Source organism: [Clostridium] clostridioforme AGR2157, from assembly GCF_000424325.1.
Classification (GTDB): Bacteria; Bacillota; Clostridia; order Lachnospirales; family Lachnospiraceae; genus Enterocloster; species Enterocloster clostridioformis_A.
In genome coordinates this window covers 60542-85425 of the sequence record NZ_AUJR01000010.1, presented here as the reverse complement: position 1 = coordinate 85425, position 24884 = coordinate 60542, and the positions used below count along the sequence as shown (strand labels likewise).

The following is a 24884-nucleotide window of genomic DNA, read 5'->3' as shown; positions in this document are numbered from 1 at the left end:
TCCTTTACGCGTTTTGTTCCACGACCCTGTCGTAGAAATCGTCAATCATCTTCATATAATCATCAAACATATCCAGGCGGTCATTGGGCACATCGTATTTGATGGAAATGATTTTGTCGAATATGTTCTCCTCCTTCAGCACGGACACAGGCATGCCCATGGACACGAGGGAACGTGATTTTTTATACAGGTAGAGAATGACTTCCATCATCTTAAACTGCTTAATCAAAGGCACGGACGTATCGTCCTTATGGAATGCATTCTGCTGCAGGAAACCCAGACGGATAACCTTTGCGATTTCAAGCACCAGCTTCTGGTCGTCCGGCAGTACGTCAGCTCCAATCAGCTTCACAATTTCCATCAGGCTGCTCTCCTGTACCAGAAGCGCCATCAGACGGTTTCGGTCGTCCACAAACCGCTTATCCACATTGTCCATGTACCAGGAGGACAGGTCGTTTATATATTCCGAATAGCTGGTAAGCCAATGGATGGCCGGGAAGTGCCTGGCGTAAGCCAGGGATTTATCCAGTCCCCAGAAGCAGCGCACGAATCGCTTGGTATTCATGGTCACAGGCTCGGAGAAATCGCCTCCCTGAGGCGACACTGCGCCGATGATGGTCACGGAGCCTTCGGTTCCATTGAGGTTCTGCATCATGCCTGCCCTCTCGTAGAAGGCGCAAAGGCGGGATGCCAGGTAAGCCGGGAAACCTTCCTCGGCAGGCATTTCCTCCAGACGGCCCGACAGCTCCCTTAGGGCCTCTGCCCATCTGGAGGTGGAATCAGCCATGATAGCCACATGGTAGCCCATATCCCTGTAATACTCTGCCAGGGTAAGACCGGAATACAGGCTGGCCTCACGGGCAGCCACCGGCATGTTGGATGTATTGGCAATCAGGGTCGTCCTGTCCATCAGCGGATTCCCTGTCTTTGGGTCTATCAGCTCTGAGAACTCCTCCAGAACCTGGGTCATCTCGTTGCCGCGCTCGCCGCAGCCAATGTAGATGATGACATCCGCATCCGACCACTTGGCAACCTGATGCTGGGTCATGGTCTTGCCTGTTCCGAAACCGCCGGGAATGGCAGCCGTGCCGCCCTTTGCCAGCGGGAACATGGTATCCAGGATACGCTGTCCTGTGATCAGGGGCTTTACTGCCGGGAAACGCCTGGCAGACGGCCTGGCCACACGGATGGGCCATTTCTGGGTCATGGTCAGAGTCCTCTCAGTGCCGTCCATGAGCTGAAGGGTCAGAAGCGGCTCCTCTATGGTGTACTGGCCGTCCGGCACCACCGTAAGGACATAGCCTTCCGCATCCGGCGGCGCCATGACCTTATGGGTGATGGCCCTTGTCTCCGGCACCTCCGCGATGATGGTTCCGGGCATGATTCTGTCCCCTTCCTTCACCACCATGCGGGTATCCCACTTTTTATCCGTGTCCAGACTGTTCACGGATATGCCGCGGCTGATATAATATCCGCTTCCCTTGGCAATCTCGCTTAAGGGACGCTCGATTCCGTCAAATATACTGCTCAGGATTCCCGGTGCCAGTGTAACGGACACAGGAGCTCCTGTACCTGTCACGATTTCTCCCGGCTTAATGCCGCTGGTCTCCTCATAAACCTGGATGGTGGTCTTTTCTGAAGTAAGTCCGATGACCTCGCCCACCAGCTTCTCCCGGCCCACATACACCATCTCATTCATCTGGAACCCTGAGTCGCCCAGCAGGGAAACGACAGGACCATTTATACCGTAAATCACACCTGTCTTAGCCACTTTTCCTACCTCCTGTCAAGTCAAATTTAAACTCATGGCGGGCCTCGTCTAACTTAGTCTGGAATGAGTTGTCTATGAGTATATGCTTGCCCGGAAGCACAGCCCTGGTGCCTCCGTTAAAGGAATATTCGCTGACCTTGATGGTGGCGTTGTGATGCATGGCAATGCGCTGCAGCTTATCCACATCCGATGGGTCCATGTAGATAATCAGATCCTCGTCCCCTGCAAATTCCTTGGCAGCCTTTACCTGGCGGTCCAGAAGCTGCTGGTAATCCTGTGTCTCCATGAAGTTGGCCAGTTTGTCGCGCAGTTCCACGAACAGCTTATCCTTAAGCTCCTCCTGCTTGTGGCTGGCCTCCCTCTTTAAATCCAGCTGGCCGATGGACAGCCTTTTATTGATCTCACGTCCCAGCTTCTCTGTCTCTGCCTCCACCTGCATGTCGGCCCGCCTTCTGGCGTCAGACGCATGCTCCTCAAAGGCAGCCTCCAGGGCGTTCATATAGTCATCCAGCATCCTGGCGCTGCGCTCTCTGGCGTCCGTCATGCAGATATCCTGGAAATGCTTTAGCTTTTCCTCTGTTGTCAAGCTGATTCACCCTCTTTCTATCATTACTACAGTTTCAGTCCGATTGCCTCGTTCACATAAGAGGTGATAAAGTCCGGCTTGCGGCCGGTTCCATGGCGGTCCGGAATCTCCACAATCAGCGGAAGCCTGCGCTCCAGCTTTACGTTGTCGATGATTTCCGGAAATTCCCTGCCAAACTTTTCTGTCAGCAGGATGATTCCGATGGATTTGTCGGCCAGGGCCTTATCCAGTTCTTCCTTCAGTTCTTCCCTCTTATGGACCACAGCCCCCTCGACCCCTGCCAGGCGCATACCGGTCATGGTGTCGATGTTGTCGCTGATAAGGTACATCTTCATAGGATTACAGCTTTCCTAAGATCATAAAGGATATGATCAGACCATAGAGACACACACCTTCGGCAAGACCTACGAAGATTAATGATTTACCCAGGATGGAGCTGTCCTCGCTGATAGCTCCCAGTGCTGCGCTGGCTGCTGCGGAAACAGCGATGCCGCCGCCCAGACAGGAAAGTCCTGTGGCCAGGGCCGCTGACAGATACCCCATGCCTGCCGCTGATGAACCCGCTGACCGGGCTCCTGCCTCGGCTGCCACTGCGTTGCCGGAGAACATGACCACTGCTGCAAATACCATGGTGCCAAAAAACAGGAACACATTGGCTGCCAGGGCTGTCTTATAGCGTCCCTTTGTCTTTTCCCCTGCTGCAAACGCTCCGAAAGGTACTGCAATGCTTAAAATAAGTGCTGCGCTCAGTGTAATCTTAACTAATAAACTCATATCTCATATCTCCTTTTTGTAATATATATGTTTACTGCTCTCCGGCAGCCTTTCCATACGGTTCAAATGCCCTGCCGCTGCCGCGGTAGAAACGGCTGAACAGCTCATAATATTCCAGACGCAGTACCTGGATGCCCACAATCAGGCCCTCCATACCGCATACAAACAGGTTACCGCCAACAACCACGGCCCAGTTGGTATTTCCTCCTGCCTCTGCTCCTGCCAGCATCAGGACCACCTGCATCATGGCCGCGTGGCTCACCGCAAACGCGCCCACACGGACAAAGGAAAGGGTGTTGGAAAAATAGCTCAAAAGCACTTCAAAGAGTTCAAATATACCCTGGATAATGAACATTCCCAGGCCGGTCTCCATGCGCTCCGCCTTTTTCTCCACTATGGCTGCCAGCGGCTCCTTAAAGAATATCACCAGAAGCGGAATCAGGAACATGATTACCAGAATCACGGTGGCGGGAAGGGGTTTGCCGGTCATATACAGTACAATCACGGATGCCAGGGCGAAGTAGAATACCAGCCCGGCCACGCCGTTTGTGTCAAAATACGCCTTCTCCACATCATGGGAGCGCAGGCTGTTGATGATGTTAAGAATCATGCATAAAAGGATGATTCCCATTCCTATGGCAACCGCCACCACAAATACCGTGTTCAGCCTTCCGATGAAGGGCAGATTTGTCATGGCCTCCTGGGGCCTGAGCCACACTGCCTCCAAGATATCCTCAAATCCAAAGACGCTTCCGAAGAGCAGTCCGAATATGATGGAGAATATCCCGCAGCAGGAAATGATTCCGGCCAGACGTATCTTCTTAAACCGGTACAGCAGAAATCCTCCAATCAGCAGGCACAGCCCCTGCCCGGCGTCCCCGAACATGAATCCAAACAGTATGGAATACGTAATACCAATCAGTATGGTGGGGTCCAGCTCATTATAGGACGGCAGCCCGTACATCTCCACATACATCTCAAAGGGTTTGAACAGTCCCGGATTCTTCATCTTGGTGGGAGGCGTGCTCATGATGTTGTTGTGGTCGTCCTCGATGATGCAGAAGGTATCGCTGTCACGTTCGATTTCCTTCTGGAACTTTTCCGCGTCCTTCTCCGTCATCCATCCGCACAGGATGTAGAAGTTATGGGTGTCATGCTTGGTGACGGCAGCCATCTTCCTCACATCGAAGTTGGTGGAAAATGTCCTGATGCGCCTTAAGGCAGCGGCAAACTCCTCCTTCCTGCTGCTCATGGCCTCCACGATTTTCCTGTCCGCCTCGTCTATCTCCTTCTGAAGGCTTCCTATCCTGTCGTCCAGTACATGTCCGGCCTCCACAGGAGTGCCCTCGTACTCATCCGGAAGGAAACACCGCTCAAAATGCATGGATGCATAGATGGCGTCAATCTTGTCCGCCAGGCTCTCCGGCACGAAGTAGACCACCCATACATAGTCCCCCTCCTCCTCGCATTTGAACATGACCGTGTCTATGGTCTCATACACATAGGATGAGAATTTCTCGTAATATTCCCTGGAAATACGGCCGAACCGGAACTTCATAAACCGGAACTTAAGTATCTCCTTCACGTTGTAGTTAAGCCCCACAAAGGGTACCACCCTGTCCCTGGACGCCTTTAACTCGTCCCGCTGGTGCACCAGGGCGTTCTTAAGGTCCGTCAGTTCCTTAAGCTGGGTGTCAAGGCTGTTAATGGCCTCAACGGCTTCTTCCAGCTTCATCTTTCGGTCCGTCTGGTCCGTTATCAGGTCATGATAGCTTTCCAGCAGCTCCGAGGCCTTTTCCAGCACATCCTTATATGGATTCGTTTCAATATAAGGCCTCAGGTCTTTTACTGTCTTAAGCTCCGACAGGGCATTTTCCAGGTGGATCTCATATCTGGACAGATAAGTGTCCACCACCCGGTCAATATCCTCCTTAGGGCCGGTAATACTTAAGAACTTCATCTTCTCAATCACGTCTTAACCCCCTTTAGTCAACTTGCTCCCAGTCCATAACGTATCTTCTCAATGGTAGTGATGATACGCTCGACTTCCCTCTCCTTGAAGTAGAGATAGGAATTCAGTATGGCGATGGAGTATGGGTCTTTTCTGCCTGTCTTCAGGTAAATCCTGTCTATTATATCGTGAGCCAGATGGTCCAGGTCCTGATCCTCGTCCAGATGGACCAGCCCCGTCCTGCCGTACCAGCTTGCCCTTATGAGTCCGTACAGTATATCCAGGTTCTCCGCCTCCACCATCCGGTTAATCTCTTTCCTGGTCAGATGGAGCTGTATGGGAATCAGCATGGCGTATATCTCCCCCGGCTCCAGCCGGTAAAACTTTTTGGAACGGCAAATCCACTGGAGGTTCAGCATATCCATCCTGGTGCCGAAGCACTGGGCGATTATCTTCTGCTCGTTCTTTGACAGGTACTTATCCTTAATCTTCCACATGGTCCTGAAATACAGCATATCCAGCGCTGTCTCACAGGCTGGAAGGGTTACCCTGCCGTTTTGCAGCATCTGATACAAGGGCCCGTAATACGCGGACCCCTTCAGGTTCCCTATGAACTCTTCCATGCTTTGGGACTGGGAAAGTGTGATTAGGTCAAGGGCAGAATGCCTCTCAAAGAAATCACGGAACATGGACAGGTCCTGCCTCTGTTCCCTGTGGCCTGCCGCGTTTCTCAGACAGGTCTTTAGAATGGTTATCTCATAGTGCATGAAGTACAGGTCAAGGAAACGTCTCTGCTTTATATTGGCGAACTGGTAAAGCTTCGCAAAATCCCTGTACTGTGACAGATTCAGATGCTGCTCAATGTTTCCCCTGTGCAGATCCTTATCCTCCACCTGGCCGAATATCTCGCGGTAAGGCAGGAAGGCACGCAGATACTGCACTGCATCCGGTACGGTTTCCAGGGCCGCCATCTCAAGGAACTGCTCATCTTTTATACGCCAGCGTTCCATTGCCTTCACCTTGGTGGCAATGCCGCTGTAAGCAATCAGGCTGCCCATAATCTCACCCCTTTATCATCTTCTGGAACAGAGCCTCTGCATATTCTTCATGGTGCCGGATATAATTATCTTCCAGTTCCTTAAGCAGGGCCTCTGATTCCGCCTTCTGCTTTGCAAGGAGCCCGTTCATTTCCGCCTCCATTTTCTCCTGAATCTCTGCAATCCTGCGCGCCGTTTCCTGTTCCATGCTCTTATCAAACGCAGCCGTCTTTGCATCCATCTCCTCAGCAAATGCCTTCTTGCGCACATTCGCTTCTTCCACAATGGCTCCGGCCGCTGCTTCGATTTCCGATAACCGGTTAATCACAGTATCCATAGCTCTCCTCCTTATATATTTTCATATCATTTCATGATACTACTTTTTTAGAAAAAAACCAGAGGTATTTTAGTTTTAAAATTAATTTTTAACAATTTCCCCACAGCAAAACGCCAAAAAGAGGAAGAACTATTTAAATTCTTCCTCTTTTTGCATCCAAAATTACCAATTTTTTCTATACAATTTTCACAAATCACAGACTAATTGGCTGTCTGGGCCTCGCTTCCCTCAGTCTCCCCCTCGGTTGACGCCACGGGTTCTACCTTTTCGATAAACTTGCTGGAAACATACGCCTCCTGGCCGTCGTAGTTAATGACTGCCCAGTCGTTGTCATATCGCTTCACATACACCACCTCAGTGCCGTTGCCCAGCTGCACCAGAATCCGGCCGCTGGTGGAAGGCTCGCTGCGGACATTGACGCTGCTGCCCTTAATCCTGTAGGTCTCTGCCGGCGGCTCTGTCTCCGGCTCTGTCTCGGGTTCCGGAGGCGGCGTGGGTGCAGGCTCCACAGGCGCGGTGGTCACGGTAGGCGCCGTGGTGGTCTTATCTGCATCCTTGTCCTTGCCCGGCATGAAAACACGGATAACCACAATCAGAAGTATAACAAGCAGCACCGGAATCAACAGTCTCAGTATATATGCTGCCGGTGATACCCGTCTGCGCTTCTTCCTGGGACCGCCCTGGCGGGACGGGCCGCTGCGGGTATTCCTGGCAGGTACCCTCTGGCTGTTTCTGCCGGAAGCGCTCCTGCCCCCGCCGGTACCCTGCCTGGACGCCGGGCGTCCTGATGTATTCCTTGCAGCTGAGGACGTCCTGGCCGTACGGCCCCCTGAACCTCCTGCAAATTCGTTGGCAAACACATACACTTCCTGGGTCAGCAGCTGGAAGGCCTGATTGGCATCATATGCCGTATCATCCCCCTCATGAACCGCCTTATTTCCCAGTATACGGATGGTATGGTAATTATCCTTGGTGGCCTTGTTAATCCACTGGCCTTCGTACAGCTGGTCTATGGTATCGGACAAATCCCCTTCCACCACACACGCTCTCTCAGCCATGCACCTTACCATATATTCCAGGACCTGTCTGGCCCTGACCATCACAAGATTATATTCCTTGCGCGCAATCAATCGCTCTGCTTCCTTAACGCCCTGCTGAATCTGCTGCCAGCTGGTCGTCCGCTCCACATTCGACATAAGCCTTCCTCCTTAGTATCGCAGATATCCGCCTATTATGTATAGTATACTAGATTTTTGCTAATTTTGCACTATTAATTATAAAAAATCAGAAAAATAAGAAAAAAGTAAATTTTGTTGCAAATGCATCTTTTGAATGATAAAATAAGGCCTGCAGCAACTACATCACGAAAGGATGAAACATATGCGATTACGCCACATCCAGGGTGCCGAGGAAACCATTGCCTCCAGCCCATTTGTCATTCAGGAACCGGAACAGCACCGCGGCACATGGAACCAGGTATTCGGCAGCAGCAGCCCCCTTGAAATCGAGGTGGGAATGGGTAAAGGCCGTTTCATCATGGAAAAAGCATCCGCCAACCCGGATATCAACTATATAGGAATCGAACGCTATTCCAGCGTCCTGCTGCGGGGACTCCAGAAACGCAGCGAAATGGACCTTGAAAACATTTACTTTATGTGCATTGATGCCAAGGACATGGCGGAAATTTTTGCCCCCGGCGAGGTGGACCGGATTTATCTGAACTTTTCAGACCCATGGCCAAAGGACCGCCATGCCAAGCGCAGGCTTACATCTCCTGTCTTTATGTCTGTATACGACAAAATTCTGGCTCCCCGGGGAGTCGTTGAATTCAAGACCGATAACCGCGGACTTTTTGAATATTCCCTGGAATCCATTCCCTCTGCCGGATGGGAGATTACAGAGCATACCTTTGATCTTCACAACAGCCCCATGGCAGAAGGCAATGTGATGACAGAGTATGAGATGAAGTTCGCCTCCGAGGGCAAGCCTATCTGCAAGCTCATTGCCCGGCGGACAGGCACCTGCGGCCAGGACCCTGCATAGAATACAGGTAAAGGATACCATCAGGAGGCGGACAACATGGCACTCCCTCCGGGAATCACCAAAAAGCTTCTCCAGGCCACCAGCGATAAGACGGACTTAAACAAACAGGCCCTCCGGTTCAACCGTTCCTTTAAGGAAGTGGGCAAACTCCTGGGCTCAGGTTCAGCCAAGAATAAAAAGGACAAAAAATAGCCTCCGGTAAGAGGCTGCAGCCGTCCGGCCGCATGCTCCCCACGGGAACAGGCGTCTCCGGGCGGCGGAAAATTCCGCTGTTCTGCTGAAATCCTATTGGGAATCCCGCTGAAAATTCAGCTGAATCCCACCGAGAATCCAGGAAACCCAGGCGGAAAAAATTTTTCTCGAAAAGTGTTGACATTTTGCTTTTTAGGCGATATAATGGCGAACGTGTTGTTGAGACAGTCACACAGTAAAATAAGGAAATGCGCCTTTAGCTCAGTTGGTAGAGCAGTAGACTCTTAATCTATTTGTCCAGGGTTCGAGTCCCTGAAGGCGCACTAAAAGGTCTGACTTTGCAGATACGGAAAGCTGCGGGGTCGGGCTTTTCTTTGTTATATAAAACTCATCTCACACCATCATACAGGAGGAATCATGAAATATATACACCGAACCGCCGGAATCATAACCGCATTTTGCCTGATGATTATTCTTTTCATCACTTCCGTGGAGGCAGTGGTATACTGGACGCCCGGTTATTTTGAAAAGGAATACGCCAAATACAACGTGCTGGACAGCCTGCCGTCCATGACCATGGACGACCTTCTCCATGTGACGGATGAGATGATGGATTATCTCAGAGGGGACAGGGATGACCTTCACGTGACCACAACCATGGGCGGGGAACAGAGGGAATTCTTCAATGAACGGGAGATTGCCCACATGGAGGATGTGCGGAGCCTCTTCCTGAAGGCCCTGTCCATCCGCAGGATATGCCTGGTCCTTGGAGCCGGTCTCCTCATCCTCATGGCTGCCACCAAAGCCAGGATGGGGCGGGTCCTTCCGCCTTTCCTGTGCATGGGGACCGGACTGTTCTTTGCGCTGATTACAGTCCTTGGACTCATCATATCCACTGATTTCACCAAATACTTCATCATGTTCCATCACATCTTCTTCACCAACGACCTGTGGATTCTGGACCCTGCCACGGACATGCTCATAAACATTGTGCCGGAAGGCTTCTTCATGGATACGGCCGCCCGCATTGCCCTGCTGTTTGGCTCCCTGTCCCTAATCCTCTTTGGAGTCTGCCTGTTCCTCACCATAAGAAACCGCAGAAAAGAAGGCTGAATGGACACAGATAAAAAAATAACTCCCCTCTCCAGCCTTTACTTGAAGTCGTAAATCCTTTATACTGTATCTTAGCAAAGAAGTGAATGGAGAATATTTGGATGAAGCGATTCCCTATGTTGTTTATATGCCTCTGCCTGTGCGCAGGGCTTTTCTCTATGACAGCAACGGCAGCCCCCGAATGGCCCTCCGATGTGTCCATCCAGGCTGACGCAGGCATTGTCATGGACTCCGACACCGGGACAGTGCTCTATGGTAAGAACATGGACCAGCCCTATTATCCTGCCAGTATCACCAAGATACTGACAGCCCTGATTGTGCTGGAACAGTGTGATCTGAATGAGATGGTCACATTTTCCCATGACGATGTATACAATGTGGAGGCCGGAAGCAGCAGCGCCGGCATTGACGAAGGGGATGTTCTGACAGTGCGGGACTGCCTCTACGCCCTGCTGCTGGCCTCTGCCAATGAGAGCGCCAATGCCCTGGCATGCCATGTAAGCGGCTCCAGGGAGGCATTTGCCCAGCTGATGAACGAGAAGGCGCGCAGCCTGGGCTGTACGGGAAGCCGTTTTAACAACCCCAGCGGTCTGAATGACGAGAACCACTACACCACGGCCCATGACATGGCCCTGATTGCCAGGGCAGCCATCCAGAACCCGGAATTTCTCACCATCAACGGCACCCGCAGCTACCAGCTGGCTCCCACCAAACGCACTCCGGAAGGCGGCTATGTGGCCAACCACCACAAGATGTTAAATAAAAACGAATCCGTATACTATCCCGGTGCCTTTGCAGGCAAGACAGGCTACACCTCCCTGGCAGGAAACACCCTGGTGACCTGTGCCAGGAAAAATGACATGACCCTGATTGCAGTGGTGCTCAACGGCCACCAGTCCCATTATTCGGATACCAAGGCTCTTTTCGATTTTGGTTTCCGCAATTTTCAGTCCCTGCGGACTGTTGATTACGAAACCAGGTACAAGTCACTGGAAAATGACATGACCATTGCCGGCATGACCTCAGGCGACAGCATATCCCTGGAGCTGGACCGGGGCGGCCGCGTGGTGATACCCAGGGACGCCGACTTCACCGACACCCAGTCCGCCCTTACCTATGATTTGGACGGCAGCCATCCCCAGGGAGCCATTGCCTGTATCCGCTATACGTACAATGACAGGCCGGTGGGTTCCGTGTACCTGTGTTCTCCGGGTTTGGAGGGAAGCGCTGTCTCCCCAACGTCCCAGGACACGGCCTCTGCCGCTTCCATGGACCAGAACGGAGAGACAGATGTTCCTGCCCCTTTGGATTCCTCAGGCCATGGGGACTCCTCCGAACTCCAGGATGCACCGGAAGCACCGTCTCATGCAGAAACTCCCCACGGGCAGACACCTGCCCCAAGCCCTGCCCCCCGCCAGGACATTATTTCAAAGGAAGGAACCGCCGCCAGCATCCGGATTCCGGCCAACACCCTGGCCATCCTGGGGATTGCGTTTTCCCTGGCTGTCATCATTGCTATTGTGGCGGCTGTGAAGATTCACGTTCGCAGGAAGGAAGAAGAAGACTTATACCTCAGACGCCAGCGAAGGCTGGAACGCCTGGAAGACATCGGATTTTCCTCCACCGATTTTGAAAAGCTGGTGGCCCAGCGCCGCGTCTCCTCCTCTCCTCTGGGAGAAAAAGGAAAAAAAGGCAGAGCACGGAGGCGCAAAAAATCCTTTTTCCGTTGAACTTCCCCCCGGCATACGCTATAATGAAAATTGTTAATTCATCTATGCAGCCGGAATGCAACCAATGCCAACAGGGGAATATGTAATGAAATCATTCCATATAAATAAAACCGACCTTAAGGCTGCTGCCATAAATCTGGTAAGGAATCTGCCCATTACCATTGAATATATGGCTGCAGCCACTTTAGTATCCACCATATTTTTTCACTTCAGCAACAATGTGACAAATATATCCATCATATACACCCTGGCCATCATCATGATTGCCCGTGCTACCAGCTGCTACGGCGCCGGCATCCTGGCCTCTCTTTTTGGCGTGTTCTGGGTGAATTTTGCCTTTACATACCCTTACCTGACACTGAATTTCACCATGTCCGGTTATCCCATCACATTCCTGGGCATGGCCCTCATATCCAGCCTGTCCAGCAGCATCTGCATCATGATTACCAAGCAGAATGTCCAGCTTCAGGAAAAAGACCGCATGCTGCTCAATGCGGAAAAGGAAACTATGAGGGCCAACCTGATGCGGGCCATGTCCCACGACCTGCGCACTCCCCTGACCAGCATCATCGGTTCCAGCTCCACGTACCTGAGCCAGGAGGAATATATGTCCCCTGAGGAAAAACGGAAGCTGGTCAGGAACATAGAAGAAGATGCCCAGTGGCTTCTCAACATGGTGGAGAACCTGCTTTCAGTCACCAGAATCCAGGACGAAAAGGGCGTAGCCTCAGTGGCCAAGGCAGACGAATCCCTGGAAGAAGTCATATCAGAATCCGTCCAGCGGTTCAGAAAACGGTTCCCGGATGTCCAGGTGCGGGTCAGCATTCCCGACTCCGTCATCATAATACCCATGGATGCGACCCTGATAGAACAGGTAATCAATAACCTTCTGGAAAACGCCCTGTTCCATTCCGGCACCAATGGGCCCATTGACCTGGTAGCCGCCGCAGAAAAAAGCGGACTCTCTGTCTCCATCAAAGATTACGGCAAGGGTATTGACCCTGAGCTGCTGGATACGATTTTTGATGGCGGAGGCGCATCGGAAAACCATACCGGAGACGGACACAAAGGAATGGGAATCGGTCTGAGCATCTGCAAAACCATCATCAATGCCCATGGCGGCGAAATCCACGCCGGCAATCACCTGCGGGGCGCCCAGTTTACATTTACCTTACCAGATTGGAGGGAATACTAAATCATGAATACCAAAGCCAACATCATCATCATTGAAGACGAGAAGAACATCTGCAACTTCATAGAGACCGTCCTGTCCCCCCAGGGCTACCAGGTCACCAGCGCCCATACCGGAACAGACGGACTGAAGCTCATCGAGTCCCTTAAGCCCGATGTGGTACTCCTGGATCTGGGGCTGCCGGACATGGACGGTCTGGAACTCATACAGGAGGTCAGGTCCACCAGTACCCTGCCCATCATCGTGATTTCCGCCAGGACCCTGGAGCGCAGCAAGGTGGCTGCCCTGGACCTGGGAGCAGATGACTACCTCACCAAACCCTTTGGCACGGCTGAGCTGCTGGCCCGCATCCGCACAGCGCTGCGCCACAGCCAGAGAGCGGCCGGCACACAGAGCCTTAAATATGAAGTAGGGGATCTTCTCATTGACTTTGAACGCCGTCTGGTAAAGGTAAAGGGTCAGGATGTCCATTTGACCCAGATTGAATATAAGCTGGTTTCCCTGCTGGCCCAGAACGCCGGCAAGGTCATGACCTATGAAAGCATCATTTCCAAAATATGGGGTCCCTTCGCAGACAGCGACAACCAGATTCTGCGGGTAAACATGGCCCATATCAGAAGGAAGCTGGAGGAAAATCCGGCTGAGCCCCAGTACATATTTACGGAAATCGGCGTCGGCTACCGGATGCGCGAGGAATAGAATAAAAAGACGATAAAAACAGGACCGCCCGGACAGAGCGGTCCTGTTTTTATAGAAAATATCTTCCCAGTCCTTCCAAAAAATACTGTCTTGCCACGGCGCCCTGATCCGGAACGCCCTTGGCTTTGGCTGAAAACACAGCTGCCTTTCCATACTTCGGAAGCATATCCTCGGTTGCTTTAACGCCTTCCTTCGCGCCCTCTGCGGCCCGGCGGAGCATGGCCCCCATATCAGCGCCCTCTGCACAGGCTTCCTGGGCCTTCTTTGCCCCGGCATCCACCGCGTCCAGGATGGTACGGTCCCCCAGCCGGCATTTTCCGCGGTGTGCAATCCCCCTGGCAAAACCAGCGGGGAAATCCGCCAGCTCCCCGGGCCCCATCTCTCCTTTTTGCCAATGGCCTTTGCGCCTTCCATGATTCCGCTGGACATCAGAGTCCCCATGGTGGACGGAACCAGACCGGCCATTTTCATTCCCGCCTTCATGAGCGTTTTACCTTATCCGATTGTTTCTGTTTGCTTCTCCCCTTCAGGGGCTTGGAGGCAGCCTTGTGATGGGCCTTGGCACTGCGCTTTTTCCGGCCGTCTTCCTTCTTCTGGACCAGAAGCTCCACATCCTGGGCATCCGCCATCTTTGCCGTCTTCACAGCATAAAAGCGGTCATCCTCTGACTTTTTTACCCTGATTTTCCCTTTCACAAACCCATGCTCCGGGCATACGGCCAGGCAGAAATAAAATTTCTGTCCATAGGGAAACCATCTGAGCTTCTTGCGCAGCATCCTGCTGCATTTCACGCATTTCATATCTGTTATATCCTTATCTTTAAGGATATCTTCCCTGGAGTCAAATTCTCTGGACACATACTTGGAGTATTCAGGAAAATACAGCCGGTATTCCTCAGCCTTATTCCCGGGAAGTCCGTAATAATCCACCGACACATAGGTTCCAAAGGTCTCCATGTCCAGCGCGGAAAGGATGCGGCCGGTATAATAGGCATCATCCAGCGCCCGGTGAAAGGGCCTCTCCTCCCCCATTCCCTGAAGCTGTACCGCCATATCAAGAGATACCTTGTTTTTTCCATCCCCGTACTGAAGGCAGTAAAGCTTCTGGATATCCAGATAAAGAAGCGGCCTGGGAAATGGGTTTGGAAGCTTATGATATGCCATATTCCTCTGAAGCTCAGTCAAATCCATGGAACCCCAGGTGCAGAAGCAGTACTCCTCCTGACCGCACCATGCAAGGAAACGGTTCATAACCACATCAAACGGCTCTCCCTCCTGACGCAGCTCCGCCATATCCATGTGTGTCACTTCCGATATCTTAAAATGCATCCTTTTATAAACCATGGGCCGGATCAGCTTGTGAAACGTTCCTGTCTCTTCAAAATTCCCGTTCAGCTTCACTGCTCCGATTTCTATGATCTCAAAAGGAAGATGCTCCACCGAATCTTCCTTTCCATTGGGACTCTGGTTCCATTCCAAATCAAAAACAATGTAATTCATCTCTTCATCCTGTCACTATACAATCTCAATTTACTTACCTATCTTATCATATCGGAAAGGATATGGAAAGGGGCTTTCAATGTCATTGATTCCCAGTATTACCAATCCTGTAACTGTTTCCTTCGCTCTATTGCTCCCCTCATGCAACTGGCGGAGAACCTATACCTTCCAGTTGAGCCCTTTAATTGTTAACCATATTTTAATTTTATGTTGACAATTAGCCGCCGACTATCTATAATAAGTAAAATATAATGGCAAATTTCAGAGAGGTACCCAATATGATAAAACTCATACGAGCTGCCTGCCAATGGGGACAGAAGGATTTTGGCGGGTGGGTGATTGGAAAGGCCCGGTACTGTCTCCACAGCCGGTCGGAACCCGTATCATATGAATCCATCCCAAGAAAGACTACTCCTGGATATGTCCTGTTGGAAACTACTGCATATGATGCAGGCCGCCTGCCCTGCCAATCCCTTGAAATCTGCCTGGTGGACGCTAAGGATTCCGGGTGTTCCAAAGCCCCCATTTTTCCTGACAATCAGGCTGCTGCCACTCCCGCACCTGGGTGTATGCCAGGCCAACTGACAATGACCTTCCCCCCGGAATGCCTTGAGCGTTTCCTGTCTGCCTGCGGGGATACCAACCCGATTCACTTCGGGCCAAATGCAGTCATTCCCGGCCTGTGGATACTCAGCCGGCTGGAGGAATTGTACGGCTCCCACAGCCCTGGCCAAACCTTATCCATAAGGTTCCTGCGTCCCGTACATGCAGGCAGTTCTGTCCGCCTGATACATAAAAACAACTTGGTAACAGGAGCCATGGGCAGTATTACCTGTTTTGCCATGACCATTACACACCAGACCAAACCCAAAAACGGAGGTAATCATGAATCAGAAATTTAACACCGTGGAACTCACCAAAATGGCACTGCTGACAGCATTGATATGCGTTTCCGCTTACATTGCCATCCCTCTTCCCTTCACACCGGCCAGCCTTACGGCCCAAACCCTGGTTGTCAACCTCATTGCACTGCTCCTCACTCCCAGGCAGGCGGCATTTACCATGGTCGCATATATCCTTTTGGGCTTGACTGGTCTGCCTGTATTCTCCGGCGCCATGGGCGGTCCCGGAAAGCTGTTCGGCCCAACAGGGGGCTATATCATGTCATGGATTCCAGCTGTCATCCTCATGTCACGGTTAAAGGGAGAACATTACAGCTTTAAACGGTATTGTCTGGTGACTATTCTGGTCGGAATGCCTGTGATTTATCTGGGGGGAAGTGTCTATATGAAATTCATAACCGGAATGGACTGGGCAGCAACCTTCACAGCGGCCGTAATCCCCTTCATTCCCCTTGACATTTTTAAATGCTTTGCTGCCGCCCTGATTGCAAAGCCGGTGCAGATAAGTCTGTCAAACACCCAGCGGGCACGCTAGGAGGCCCTATGGACAAGGTATTCATACTGGGCGGACTGCGCAGCTATATCGGCGTAAGAAACAGCGCATACCGCCATGTTCCCGCCGAGCATCTGGGTGCCGCCGTGTTAAAGGAACTGACCGCCCGGTATCAGCCATCAAAGATTGATATGATTATCTGCGGCAACTGCGTCGGAGGGGGCGGCAACATTACCCGTCTCATGGCGCTGGAAGCAGGACTTTCAGAATCCATTCCTTCCTTTACAGTGGACCTTCAGTGCGCTTCCTCCCTGGAGGCCGTCATAACAGCCGCAGCCAGGATACAGAGCGGTCTGGCTGAGCTGGTAATTGCCGGAGGTTTTGAAAGCAGTTCTACCCAGCCCCTGCGCAGCTATAACCCTAACCATCCATATGCTGCCGCCTCCCATGCTGATAATCTTTCTGCCAATCCTGCTGACATTCATGACGGCAATCCTGCTGCCAATTACGATGCCCGCAGGACGGACCTTTCCCTGACCTACAGCACTGCCAAATTCATCCCCGGCCCACACCGTGAGGACGTGATGCTGCAGGGTGCGGAAAAGACTATATGCCATTACCATATAAGCCCCGGCGAAATGGATGACTGGGTGCTGGAAAGCCACAGACGGGCATATAGAGCGGTCCGGGAAGGCCTTCTTGACGGCATAACTGTCCCTGTATACGGCCTTGACCATGATGAGGGAATCCGGCCCCGCCTGAGCCAGCGCCTGCTGGACCGGCTGCCCTGTGTCCTGAAGGATGGCCGGTATCTCAACGCAGCCAATGCCTGCACCATGAATGACGGGGCTGCCTTTCTTCTTCTCTGTTCGGAACAGTATCTGAAAAAGCACAAATTCTCCCCCCGTTTCCACCTTGCAAATGCCTGTACGGTTGGGGCTGACCCGCTTATGAGTCCTGCCTCAGTGCTTCCTGCTGTCAGGAGTCTTTTGGAACGCAGCGGACTCTCCATGGATGACATAGGAGCCATTGAATGCAACGAGGCATTTGCTGCCATTGATGTTCTCATCAACCGGGCTTATCCGGATAAGGCTTCCCGTTACAATCAGCTGGGCGGCGCCCTGGCCTATGGACATCCCTATGGAGCTTCCGGCGCCATTATCCTTCTCCATCTGATGAGATCCATGGAACTGTCAGAAAGCAAACGGGGCATCTGCTGCGCAGCTGCCGCAGGCGGAATTGGAAGCGCCATTCTTCTGGAACAGTCAACAGCATCATCTCCCCAAATGTCATACGCCAAAAGGAGTCTCCCATGAAACATTCTATGGATTATCTCTCTATGATTCAGTCAATTCAGGCTCACAGGACAGCCCTGATTGAGGACGGCCAGTTTTATACATACGGCACGCTTACCAGGGAGGCCTGCCGTATCCGTTCCCTGGCCCCGGAACCAGAGGCGCCTTCCGTGGTATGGATCAGGGATGCCTCTGTGCACGATCAGCTGGTACAGTTTCTGGCATTAAGCGGTACATCCCGTGTTCCCGTTATTGTGCCTGCCGACATGAAATCTGTTCCTGAATCCCTTATAACAGAGGAAATTCCTGCCGGGGCCTGTATGGGAGTGCTTACCTCCGGTTCAACAGGCCAGCCCAAACTATGGTTCCGTACCCTGGATAGCTGGGCCTCCTTCTTTCCTATCCAGAATACAATCTTTGGAATGACTGCCAAAACACGGCTCTTTGCTCAGGGCAGCCTGGCATTCACCGGCAATCTGAATCTGTATCTGTCCCTTCTGTCACTAGGGGCATCCATCATCACTGCCTCCCCTGTAAATCCTTCTGTCTGGTGCAGGGAAATAGAGCTTCACGATGCGGATGCCCTCTATCTCATCCCCTCCAAGCTCCGGCTCCTGGCAAAATACACCTCCCATCCCTGCTCTAAAATCAAGACCATCCTGGCTGGTTCCCAAAGCCTTGGCCGCGGGGATATGGTTCTTCTGAAAGCAGCCTATCCTGACAGCTGCTGTTTCCTCTATTATGGGGCCAGTGAATTGAGCTATGTCACCTGGCTGACGGACCAGGAAATGAATGATAATCCGGCCTGTATCGGCAAACCCTTTCCAGGCGTAGACGTAACCCTTTGTAACGGTGAAATCTATGTTGATACTCCCTATTGCGCCATAGGAATCACAGGGCCTTACAGCGTTGGCGATACGGGCTATATGGACCGGGACGGTTATCTGTACTTTAATGGCCGCAAAGACAATGTATACAATATTCACGGACGAAAAGTCTCAGCCGTAAAAATAGAAAATGCCCTGAACTCCCTACCCAAGGTACAGGAGGCCGCTGTCATCTTTCAAAACAATGCTCTGCGGGCCCACGTTGTCCTCTCGGTGCCAAATCCTTCAGGCCAGGATGCAGCTGCCCTGCGCCGCATCATAAAGAGGGCGCTGAATGATTATCTGGAATCCTGGGAAATTCCCAGGGATATTATATTCCATGAAAACCTTCCAAAAAACAACAGCGGAAAGACAGTCAAGCGACTGCTCTCCGCTGATACTCTGCCACCTCACTCATGAGGGGTTTGGGGTGATCCGCTCAGATGCCCGGAGTGCGGCACCCCTTCTTCGCGTTCAATATCTTCTTTGTCAGATCAGGCACGATCTTCTTCCAATCACCCACAATGCCATAATCCGCAACTTCAAAAATAGGAGCGCTTTCATCCTTATTGATAGCTATTATGATATCTGACTCCTCCATTCCGGCCACGTGCTGGATCGCACCGGAGATACCGATGGCAAAATATACAGTTGGCCGGACCGTCTTACCGGTCTGTCCCACCTGCATATCCTTTGGTTTCCAGCCTGCATCCACCACTGCCCGTGAGCAGCTGACCTGCCCGCCCAGTGCGTGAGCCAGTTCCTCCAGCATGGTAAAATTCTCCGGACAGCCAATCCCCCGGCCTCCTGATACCAGGATCCTGGCATCCATAATATCTGCACTTTCTGCCACGGACTTGACGATATCCAGTATTTCAACATATTTGTGGTTTGGTGTAAAACCAGGATCATATTCCTCTACCACAGCCCTGGCCCCCGGCTTACGTTCAATTGCCTGCATAACACCGGGTCGGACCGTAGCCATCTGCGGACGGTGGTTAGGGCATGCGATGGTGGCAATGGTATTGCCGCCAAAGGCCGGACGTGTCATCAACAGCTGATTATGTTTCTGTTCCTTGCCTTCCACAGCCTTTAACGGAAAATCTCCAATTTCCAGCTTTGTACAGTCTGCCGTAAGACCGGTTGCAACCCTTGCGGATACTCTCGGTCCAAGATCACGTCCAATGGCAGTTGCTCCTACCAAAACGATCTCCGGTTTATATTTGTTAATCACGCTGGAAAGGGCATGGGCATATGGCTCTGTCATATACTCTTTCAGTACCGGATTATCAACTACGATCACCCGGTCCGCCCCATATTCAGCCAATTCATCCGCCATCTGTCTGACACCGGAACCGATCAGGACCGCGGTTACATCCGTTCCCAGGTCACTGGCCAGTTCCCTTGCTTTTCCCAATAATTCAAATGAAATCCTGCCAAGCTGATGATCCACCTGCTGGGCAAAAACATATACACCCTTATATTCTTCTAAACACATTTTTTTCACCACTTTTCCCTATATTAAATAATATGTTTTTCTGATAAATGATCCATGATATAATCAACCGCTTCTGAAGCATCCAGGTTCACAACCTCTCCCTCGCCTTTTCTCACCTTATCAGAGGCCTTGGCAATCTGGGTAGGTGAACCCTTCAGTCCGATATTGCAGTCATCCACATCTTTTAAATCCGCTCTTCCCCATACGGTAACCTCTGCATCATATGCGTCAAATATACCTCCCGGAGTCATATAGCGGGGCGGATTCAATTCAGACAGCGCTGTAATAAGGCATGGCATCTTTACCTTGAGCACGTGGTATCTGTCCTCAAACTGACGCTCCGCGATCACATATTCCCCTTCTATCTTCATATTCTGAACATAGGACACAACCGGTATATCCAGATGCTCTGAAATCTGCGGTCCTACCTGAGCCGTATCTCCGTCAATGGCCTGGCGTCCTGTGATAATCAGATCATACTCCAGCAAGCGCAGAGCCCCTGCCAGAGTTGATGAAGTAGCCCACGTATCAGCGCCGCCCAGCACCCTGTCTGTAACCAGCACGGCATGGTCCGCCCCCATTGCCAGCGCCTCGCGCAAAACCTCATCTGCCTTTGGAAGCCCCATGGTAATAACAGTTACATCTGCCCCATACTGGTCCTTTAACCGAAGAGCCGCCTCCAATCCGGCCTTATCATCCGGATTCATGATAGCCATCATCGCGCTCCGATCCAGCGTACCATCCGGATTAAATTTCACACCGCCTTTTGTATCAGGCACCTGTTTTATACAAACTACAATCTTCACTGCAAATCCTCCTTATTTTAAAATATTTCCGGAAATCACCATCAGCTGCACCTCTGATGTACCCTCATATATTTCGGTAATCTTGGCATCGCGCATCATCCTCTCCACATCATATTCGCGTATATATCCATAACCGCCGTGAAGCTGGACTGCTTTCTCAGTTACTTCCATGGCGGTTCTTGCTGCATACAGTTTCGCCATGGCTGCCTCCACACTGTAGGAATTCTGGGTTGCTTTTGCCATAGCGGCCTTATATACAAGCATTTTTGCAGCTTCAATTTTGGTTGCCATATCAGACAGCTGGAATTGTGTATTCTGGAACTGGCCTATGGTGCGGCCAAACTGTTTCCTCTCTTTGACATACTTTACCGTTGCATCAAAGGCTCCCTCTGCGATTCCAAGAGCCTGTGCAGCAATCCCGATACGTCCGCCGTCCAGTGTATGCATGGCGATGCCAAAGCCTTTTCCCTTTAATCCCAGCAGGTTTTCCTTGGGGATGCGGCAGTCATCGAAGATCAGTTCATAGGTAGCAGAGCCGCGGATTCCCATTTTCTTTTCCTTAGTGCCAAAGCTGAATCCCGGTGTCCCCTTTTCCACAATAAATGCAGATATCTCCTTTGACTTTCTTCCCCTCTTCTCAACGAATCCCGTCACTGCAATAATGATAAATACATCCGCTTCCCTGCCATTTGTTATGAAACATTTGGAACCGTTAAGTACCCACTCTTCTCCATCCAGGACCGCTTTTGTCTGCTGCCCCTGTGCGTCTGTTCCTGCTCCCGGCTCTGTCAGGCCAAACGCTCCCAGTTTCCGGCCGCCTGCCAGATCAGGAACGTACTTCTGTTTTTGCGCTTCCGTACCATAGGTAAGGATCGGGTCAATGCAGAGAGATGTATGGGCCGACAAAATTACGGAAGTGGTTGCGCATACCTTTGCCAATTCCTCCACACACATCACATATGATAATGGATCACAGCCCTGTCCTCCGTATTCCTTTGGAACCGGTATGCCCATAAAGCCGTACTTTGCCATTTTTTTAACTGTTTCCCTGGGGAATTCTTCCCTCTCATCAACTTCCTGCGCCAATGGTTTTACCTCATTTTCAGCAAAACTCCTGTACAGAGACTGCGCGAGAAGATGTTTTTTTGATAAACTAAAATCCATGTCCTGCTCCTCCAACTTTTCTTTGTCTTTTTATTTTCTGTCACTTATTTCCTGTAATCATAAAAACCAATGCCCGTCTTCTGTCCCAGCTTGCCGCCGCGCACCATCTTCCTTAACAGAGGATGGGGACGGTATTTCGGATCTCCTGTCTCCGCCTGAAGCACTTCCATTATGGCCAGAACCACATCCAGTCCGATCAGATCACCTAAAGCCAGAGGCCCCATGGGATGATTTGCTCCCAGCTTCATTGCATTGTCAATCCCCTCTGCGCTGGCAACTCCCTCTGCATATATTCCGATCCCTTCGTTTACCATGGGGATCAGGATCCTGTTTACAACAAATCCCGCAGCTTCCTCCACCTGTACCGGAACCTTACCTATATCTTCCGCAATCTTTTTAATCGTAGCGATCATCTCTGCCGGTGTATTCAGTCCGGCGATCACTTCCACCAGCTTCATGACCGGTGCAGGATTAAAGAAATGCATTCCCGCTACCGGACGGACAAGTCCTGCTCCGATTTCCGTGATTGACAGCGAAGATGTATTCGTTGCAAAGAGGCATTCTTTTTTACAAATATCCTGAAGTTCCCGAAAGGTCTGCTTCTTTATCTCCATGTTTTCCACAGCTGCCTCCACAACCAGATCACAGTCCGTGCAGATATCCTTGACGCCTGTGGTAATATGAGACAGAATCTCATCTGCGGATTCCTGCGTCATCTTACCCTTGGCAATCCTTTTTTCAAACCCTTTTGCGATCCTTTTCTTCCCGTTTGCAGCGAACTCTTCATTGATGTCGCACAGGCATATCTCATATCCTGCAGCCTGGGCAAATGCCTGGGCAATCCCTGAACCCATGGTTCCTGCGCCAATAATTCCAACTTTCATCGTGCACGCCTCCTTATATTATAAATAAATCAGATCGATCACTTTGATGTCATCTGTTAATGAAATGCTTCTCTTTCCTTTTCTCAAGAAATGCCCCCATTCCCTCCTTCTGGTCATGGGTTTCAAAACAGGTTCCAAACAGATGCTCCTCGATCACAAGGGCTTGATCCATATCCACCTGCAAGCCTTCGTTGATTGCCTTTTTACAGTTTCTCACCGCAATGGGAGCATTTCCGGCAATGCCCTCCGCCATTTTTCTGGCAGCTCCCATCAGTTCCTCCTGGGGATATACGGCATTCACCAGTCCAATCCTGTATGCTTCCTCCGCCTTTATATTTTTGGCCATATAGATCATTTGCTTTGCCATTCCCGTGCCGACAGTCCTTGCCAGCCTCTGGGTACCGCCAAATCCGGGAGTGATGCCAAGGCCGGCTTCCGGCTGTCCAAAAACAGCCTGTTCCGAGCAGATACGTATATCACAGCTTAGAGCCAGTTCACAGCCTCCCCCCAAAGCAAAACCATTCACCGCTGCTATAACCGGAATGGGAAATGTCTCAAGGCGTCTGAATATATTATTACCCTCTCTTCCAAAGGCTTCTCCTTCCTCCTTTGTAAAGGTGCTCATCTCAGAAATATCAGCCCCTGCTACAAAGGCCCTATCCCCTGCACCTGTAAGGATCAATACCCGGACCGTATCCGTGTCCACCTGGCCGAGGACTTTATCAAGTTCTCTTAACACCTGGCTGTTGAGTGCATTTAAAGCCTTGGGACGGTTAATTGTAATAATTCCGATCTGCCCTTCCGCTTCATATATAACAAACTCCATACCATACCACCTCGATTTCGCTTTTTCTCCAATTTCAGAATTTTATTCCCTCTCCACAACCGTTGCGCAGCCCATGCCGCCGCCAATACATAAGGTTGCTAGCCCCCTCTTTACCCCTCTCTTTTCCATCTCATGAAGCAGGGTTACAAGGATACGGCATCCGGAAGCTCCCACCGGATGCCCCAGTGCAATGGCGCCTCCATTTACATTTACCTTTGTCATGTCAAAGCTAAGCTCACGGGCCACGGCCAGGGACTGGGCTGCAAAGGCTTCATTTGCTTCAATTAGATCAAAGGAATCCATAGACAGACCTGTTTTTTCCATCACCTTTTTAGTTGCGGCCACAGGGCCAACCCCCATGATCTCCGGTGCGACACCGGCCAGGGCTCCTGCCACCCAGACTGCCATAGGCTTTACCCCCAGCTCCTTCGCCTTTTCCTCACTCATCACAATAACCGCTGCCGCACCGTCATTAATACTGGAAGCATTGGCCGCTGTTACCATACCGTCCGGCTTAAAAGCAGGGCGAAGTCTTGCAATTCCTTCAGCCGTTGTTCCGGGACGGGGACCCTCATCCACATCAAAGACAATGGTTTCCTTCTTTTTCTTAATCTCCACCGGGACGATCTCATTCTTAAAGCGTCCTGATTCCATGGCTGCGCAGGCTTTTTGCTGGCTGTCAGCCGCAAACCGGTCCAGCTCTTCCCTGGTCAGCCCCCATCTTTCCGCCACATTCTCAGCAGTGATACCCATATGGTAATCATAAAAGGCATCCCACAGGGCGTCATTCACCATGCTGTCAATGAGCTGCCCATTATTCATCCGGTAACCATATCTAGCATTTTTTAACAGATACGGTGCCATGGACATATTCTCTGTTCCTCCGGCCACCACAATGTCCGCATCCCCACATTGGATCATCTGCGCCGCCAGGTTCACACTGTCCAGGCCGGAACCGCATACCACATTGATGGTAACAGCCGGTGTTTCAACCGGAAGTCCGGCTTTTAAGGAAGCCTGCCTCGCTACATTCTGGCCCAGACCGGCCTGTAGGACACATCCCATGTATACAAAGTCAACCTGTTCCGGTTTTATGCCGGTCCTTCTCAGGGCGTCTCTTATGACAGCAGCCCCCAATTCCTGGGATGAAGTTGTGCTGAGCGCTCCTCCCATGGTTCCGATTGCGGTACGGCAGGCTCCTGCCAGTACAATCTTTTTAGCCATTA

The 24884-nt window shown here is 51.4% G+C and carries 24 protein-coding genes, 1 tRNA gene and 2 pseudogenes; 11 read left to right on the top strand and 16 right to left on the bottom strand.

The genetic code is table 11. The annotated features are described in order from the left end of the window. Nucleotides 1-4: 4 nt before the first annotated feature. The 8 genes from G614_RS0106320 to G614_RS0106285 all read right to left on the bottom strand — a co-directional run bounded on the left by G614_RS0106320 (nt 5) and on the right by G614_RS0106285 (nt 7652). On the bottom strand, nt 5-1771 hold the full coding sequence (locus G614_RS0106320; protein ID WP_027641277.1) for a V-type ATP synthase subunit A: 1767 nt from the start codon (nt 1769-1771) through the stop codon (nt 5-7). Continuing rightward, nucleotides 1764-2357 (bottom strand): V-type ATP synthase subunit E, encoded by a 594-nt coding sequence (locus G614_RS0106315; RefSeq protein WP_027641276.1) that lies wholly within the window; start codon nt 2355-2357, stop codon nt 1764-1766. The genes G614_RS0106320 and G614_RS0106315 overlap by 8 nt, the downstream gene beginning before the upstream one ends. 26 nt (nt 2358-2383) lie before the next feature. After that, nucleotides 2384-2692 (bottom strand): V-type ATP synthase subunit F, encoded by a 309-nt coding sequence (locus G614_RS0106310; protein WP_027641275.1) that lies wholly within the window; start codon nt 2690-2692, stop codon nt 2384-2386. A 4-nt stretch (nt 2693-2696) separates the two neighbouring features. After that, nucleotides 2697-3131 carry an ATP synthase subunit C gene (locus tag G614_RS0106305; protein ID WP_027641274.1) on the bottom strand — a complete coding sequence of 145 codons (435 nt, stop codon included), beginning with the start codon at nt 3129-3131 and terminating at the stop codon, nt 2697-2699. A gap of 31 nt (nt 3132-3162) precedes the next feature. Continuing rightward, nucleotides 3163-5103, bottom strand: a complete 1941-nt coding sequence (locus G614_RS0106300) for a V-type ATP synthase subunit I (RefSeq protein WP_027641273.1) — start codon at nt 5101-5103, stop codon at nt 3163-3165. Nucleotides 5104-5120: 17 nt separating this feature from the next. Further along, on the bottom strand, nt 5121-6140 hold the full coding sequence (locus G614_RS0106295) for a V0D/AC39 family V-type ATPase subunit (protein WP_027641272.1): 1020 nt from the start codon (nt 6138-6140) through the stop codon (nt 5121-5123). A gap of 4 nt (nt 6141-6144) precedes the next feature. Further along, entirely contained in the window at nt 6145-6456 is a 312-nt protein-coding gene (locus tag G614_RS0106290; RefSeq protein ID WP_027641271.1) for an ATPase, read from the bottom strand. Between the two features lie 200 nt (nt 6457-6656). Next, nucleotides 6657-7652 (bottom strand): SH3 domain-containing protein, encoded by a 996-nt coding sequence (locus G614_RS0106285; protein WP_027641270.1) that lies wholly within the window; start codon nt 7650-7652, stop codon nt 6657-6659. A gap of 184 nt (nt 7653-7836) precedes the next feature. Here G614_RS0106285 and trmB point away from each other — a divergent pair, with 184 nt between their 5' ends. The 7 genes from trmB to G614_RS0106250 all read left to right on the top strand — a co-directional run bounded on the left by trmB (nt 7837) and on the right by G614_RS0106250 (nt 13425). Further along, the gene (trmB, locus tag G614_RS0106280; protein WP_027641269.1) at nt 7837-8499 is read left to right on the top strand and encodes a tRNA (guanosine(46)-N7)-methyltransferase TrmB; all 663 of its coding nucleotides are present in this window, start codon (nt 7837-7839) and stop codon (nt 8497-8499) included. Between the two features lie 36 nt (nt 8500-8535). Next, complete coding sequence (locus tag G614_RS31910; RefSeq protein WP_166430218.1) at nt 8536-8691, top strand: hypothetical protein; 156 nt, start codon at nt 8536-8538, stop codon at nt 8689-8691. Between the two features lie 250 nt (nt 8692-8941). Beyond that, a tRNA-Lys gene (locus tag G614_RS0106270) sits at nt 8942-9014 on the top strand. A 94-nt stretch (nt 9015-9108) separates the two neighbouring features. Next, entirely contained in the window at nt 9109-9804 is a 696-nt protein-coding gene (locus G614_RS0106265) for a TIGR01906 family membrane protein (protein ID WP_027641268.1), read from the top strand. Nucleotides 9805-9905: 101 nt separating this feature from the next. Beyond that, nucleotides 9906-11534: a D-alanyl-D-alanine carboxypeptidase family protein gene (locus G614_RS0106260; RefSeq protein WP_027641267.1), complete on the top strand. Its 1629-nt coding sequence runs from the start codon at nt 9906-9908 to the stop codon at nt 11532-11534. Nucleotides 11535-11619: 85 nt separating this feature from the next. Continuing rightward, entirely contained in the window at nt 11620-12729 is a 1110-nt protein-coding gene (locus tag G614_RS0106255) for a sensor histidine kinase (RefSeq protein ID WP_027641266.1), read from the top strand. A 3-nt stretch (nt 12730-12732) separates the two neighbouring features. Then, nucleotides 12733-13425, top strand: coding sequence for a response regulator (locus G614_RS0106250; RefSeq protein WP_027641265.1), 693 nt, complete (start codon nt 12733-12735; stop codon nt 13423-13425). Between the two features lie 49 nt (nt 13426-13474). Here G614_RS0106250 and G614_RS26935 read toward each other — a convergent pair. Both G614_RS26935 and G614_RS0106240 read right to left on the bottom strand, forming a co-directional pair. After that, nucleotides 13475-13920 (bottom strand): annotated as a pseudogene (locus tag G614_RS26935) (dihydroxyacetone kinase subunit L); the annotation flags it as partial. Next, nucleotides 13905-14924 (bottom strand): 3'-5' exonuclease, encoded by a 1020-nt coding sequence (locus tag G614_RS0106240; protein WP_027641264.1) that lies wholly within the window; start codon nt 14922-14924, stop codon nt 13905-13907. The pseudogene G614_RS26935 and the gene G614_RS0106240, both read right to left, overlap by 16 nt. A 278-nt stretch (nt 14925-15202) precedes the next feature. Here G614_RS0106240 and G614_RS26930 point away from each other — a divergent pair. The 4 genes and pseudogenes from G614_RS26930 to G614_RS0106220 all read left to right on the top strand — a co-directional run bounded on the left by G614_RS26930 (nt 15203) and on the right by G614_RS0106220 (nt 18900). Further along, nucleotides 15203-15807, top strand: a pseudogene (locus G614_RS26930) (hypothetical protein). 2 nt (nt 15808-15809) lie between these two features. Then, nucleotides 15810-16361: a biotin transporter BioY gene (locus tag G614_RS0106230; protein WP_027641263.1), complete on the top strand. Its 552-nt coding sequence runs from the start codon at nt 15810-15812 to the stop codon at nt 16359-16361. Nucleotides 16362-16369: 8 nt separating this feature from the next. Then, nucleotides 16370-17635, top strand: a complete 1266-nt coding sequence (locus G614_RS26925; RefSeq protein WP_044917458.1) for an acetyl-CoA C-acyltransferase — start codon at nt 16370-16372, stop codon at nt 17633-17635. Further along, nucleotides 17632-18900, top strand: a complete 1269-nt coding sequence (locus tag G614_RS0106220; protein WP_027641262.1) for an AMP-binding protein — start codon at nt 17632-17634, stop codon at nt 18898-18900. The genes G614_RS26925 and G614_RS0106220 overlap by 4 nt, the downstream gene beginning before the upstream one ends. Nucleotides 18901-18919: 19 nt before the next feature. Here G614_RS0106220 and G614_RS0106215 read toward each other — a convergent pair whose 3' ends face one another. Genes G614_RS0106215 through G614_RS0106190 form a run of 6 tightly spaced genes read right to left on the bottom strand, consistent with a single transcriptional unit; the run spans nt 18920 to nt 24882 of the window. Beyond that, nucleotides 18920-19978 (bottom strand): electron transfer flavoprotein subunit alpha/FixB family protein, encoded by a 1059-nt coding sequence (locus G614_RS0106215; protein WP_027641261.1) that lies wholly within the window; start codon nt 19976-19978, stop codon nt 18920-18922. 23 nt (nt 19979-20001) lie between these two features. Further along, nucleotides 20002-20784 carry an electron transfer flavoprotein subunit beta/FixA family protein gene (locus G614_RS0106210; RefSeq protein ID WP_027641260.1) on the bottom strand — a complete coding sequence of 261 codons (783 nt, stop codon included), beginning with the start codon at nt 20782-20784 and terminating at the stop codon, nt 20002-20004. A 12-nt stretch (nt 20785-20796) separates the two neighbouring features. Continuing rightward, on the bottom strand, nt 20797-21948 hold the full coding sequence (locus G614_RS0106205; RefSeq protein WP_027641259.1) for an acyl-CoA dehydrogenase: 1152 nt from the start codon (nt 21946-21948) through the stop codon (nt 20797-20799). Between the two features lie 44 nt (nt 21949-21992). Continuing rightward, nucleotides 21993-22832 (bottom strand): 3-hydroxyacyl-CoA dehydrogenase NAD-binding domain-containing protein, encoded by an 840-nt coding sequence (locus G614_RS0106200; protein ID WP_027641258.1) that lies wholly within the window; start codon nt 22830-22832, stop codon nt 21993-21995. Between the two features lie 49 nt (nt 22833-22881). Beyond that, a complete protein-coding gene (locus G614_RS0106195) occupies nt 22882-23658 on the bottom strand; it encodes an enoyl-CoA hydratase-related protein (protein WP_027641257.1) in 777 nt (258 codons plus the stop codon). Between the two features lie 42 nt (nt 23659-23700). Next, a complete protein-coding gene (locus tag G614_RS0106190) occupies nt 23701-24882 on the bottom strand; it encodes an acetyl-CoA C-acetyltransferase (protein WP_027641256.1) in 1182 nt (393 codons plus the stop codon). Nucleotides 24883-24884: the final 2 nt, after the last annotated feature.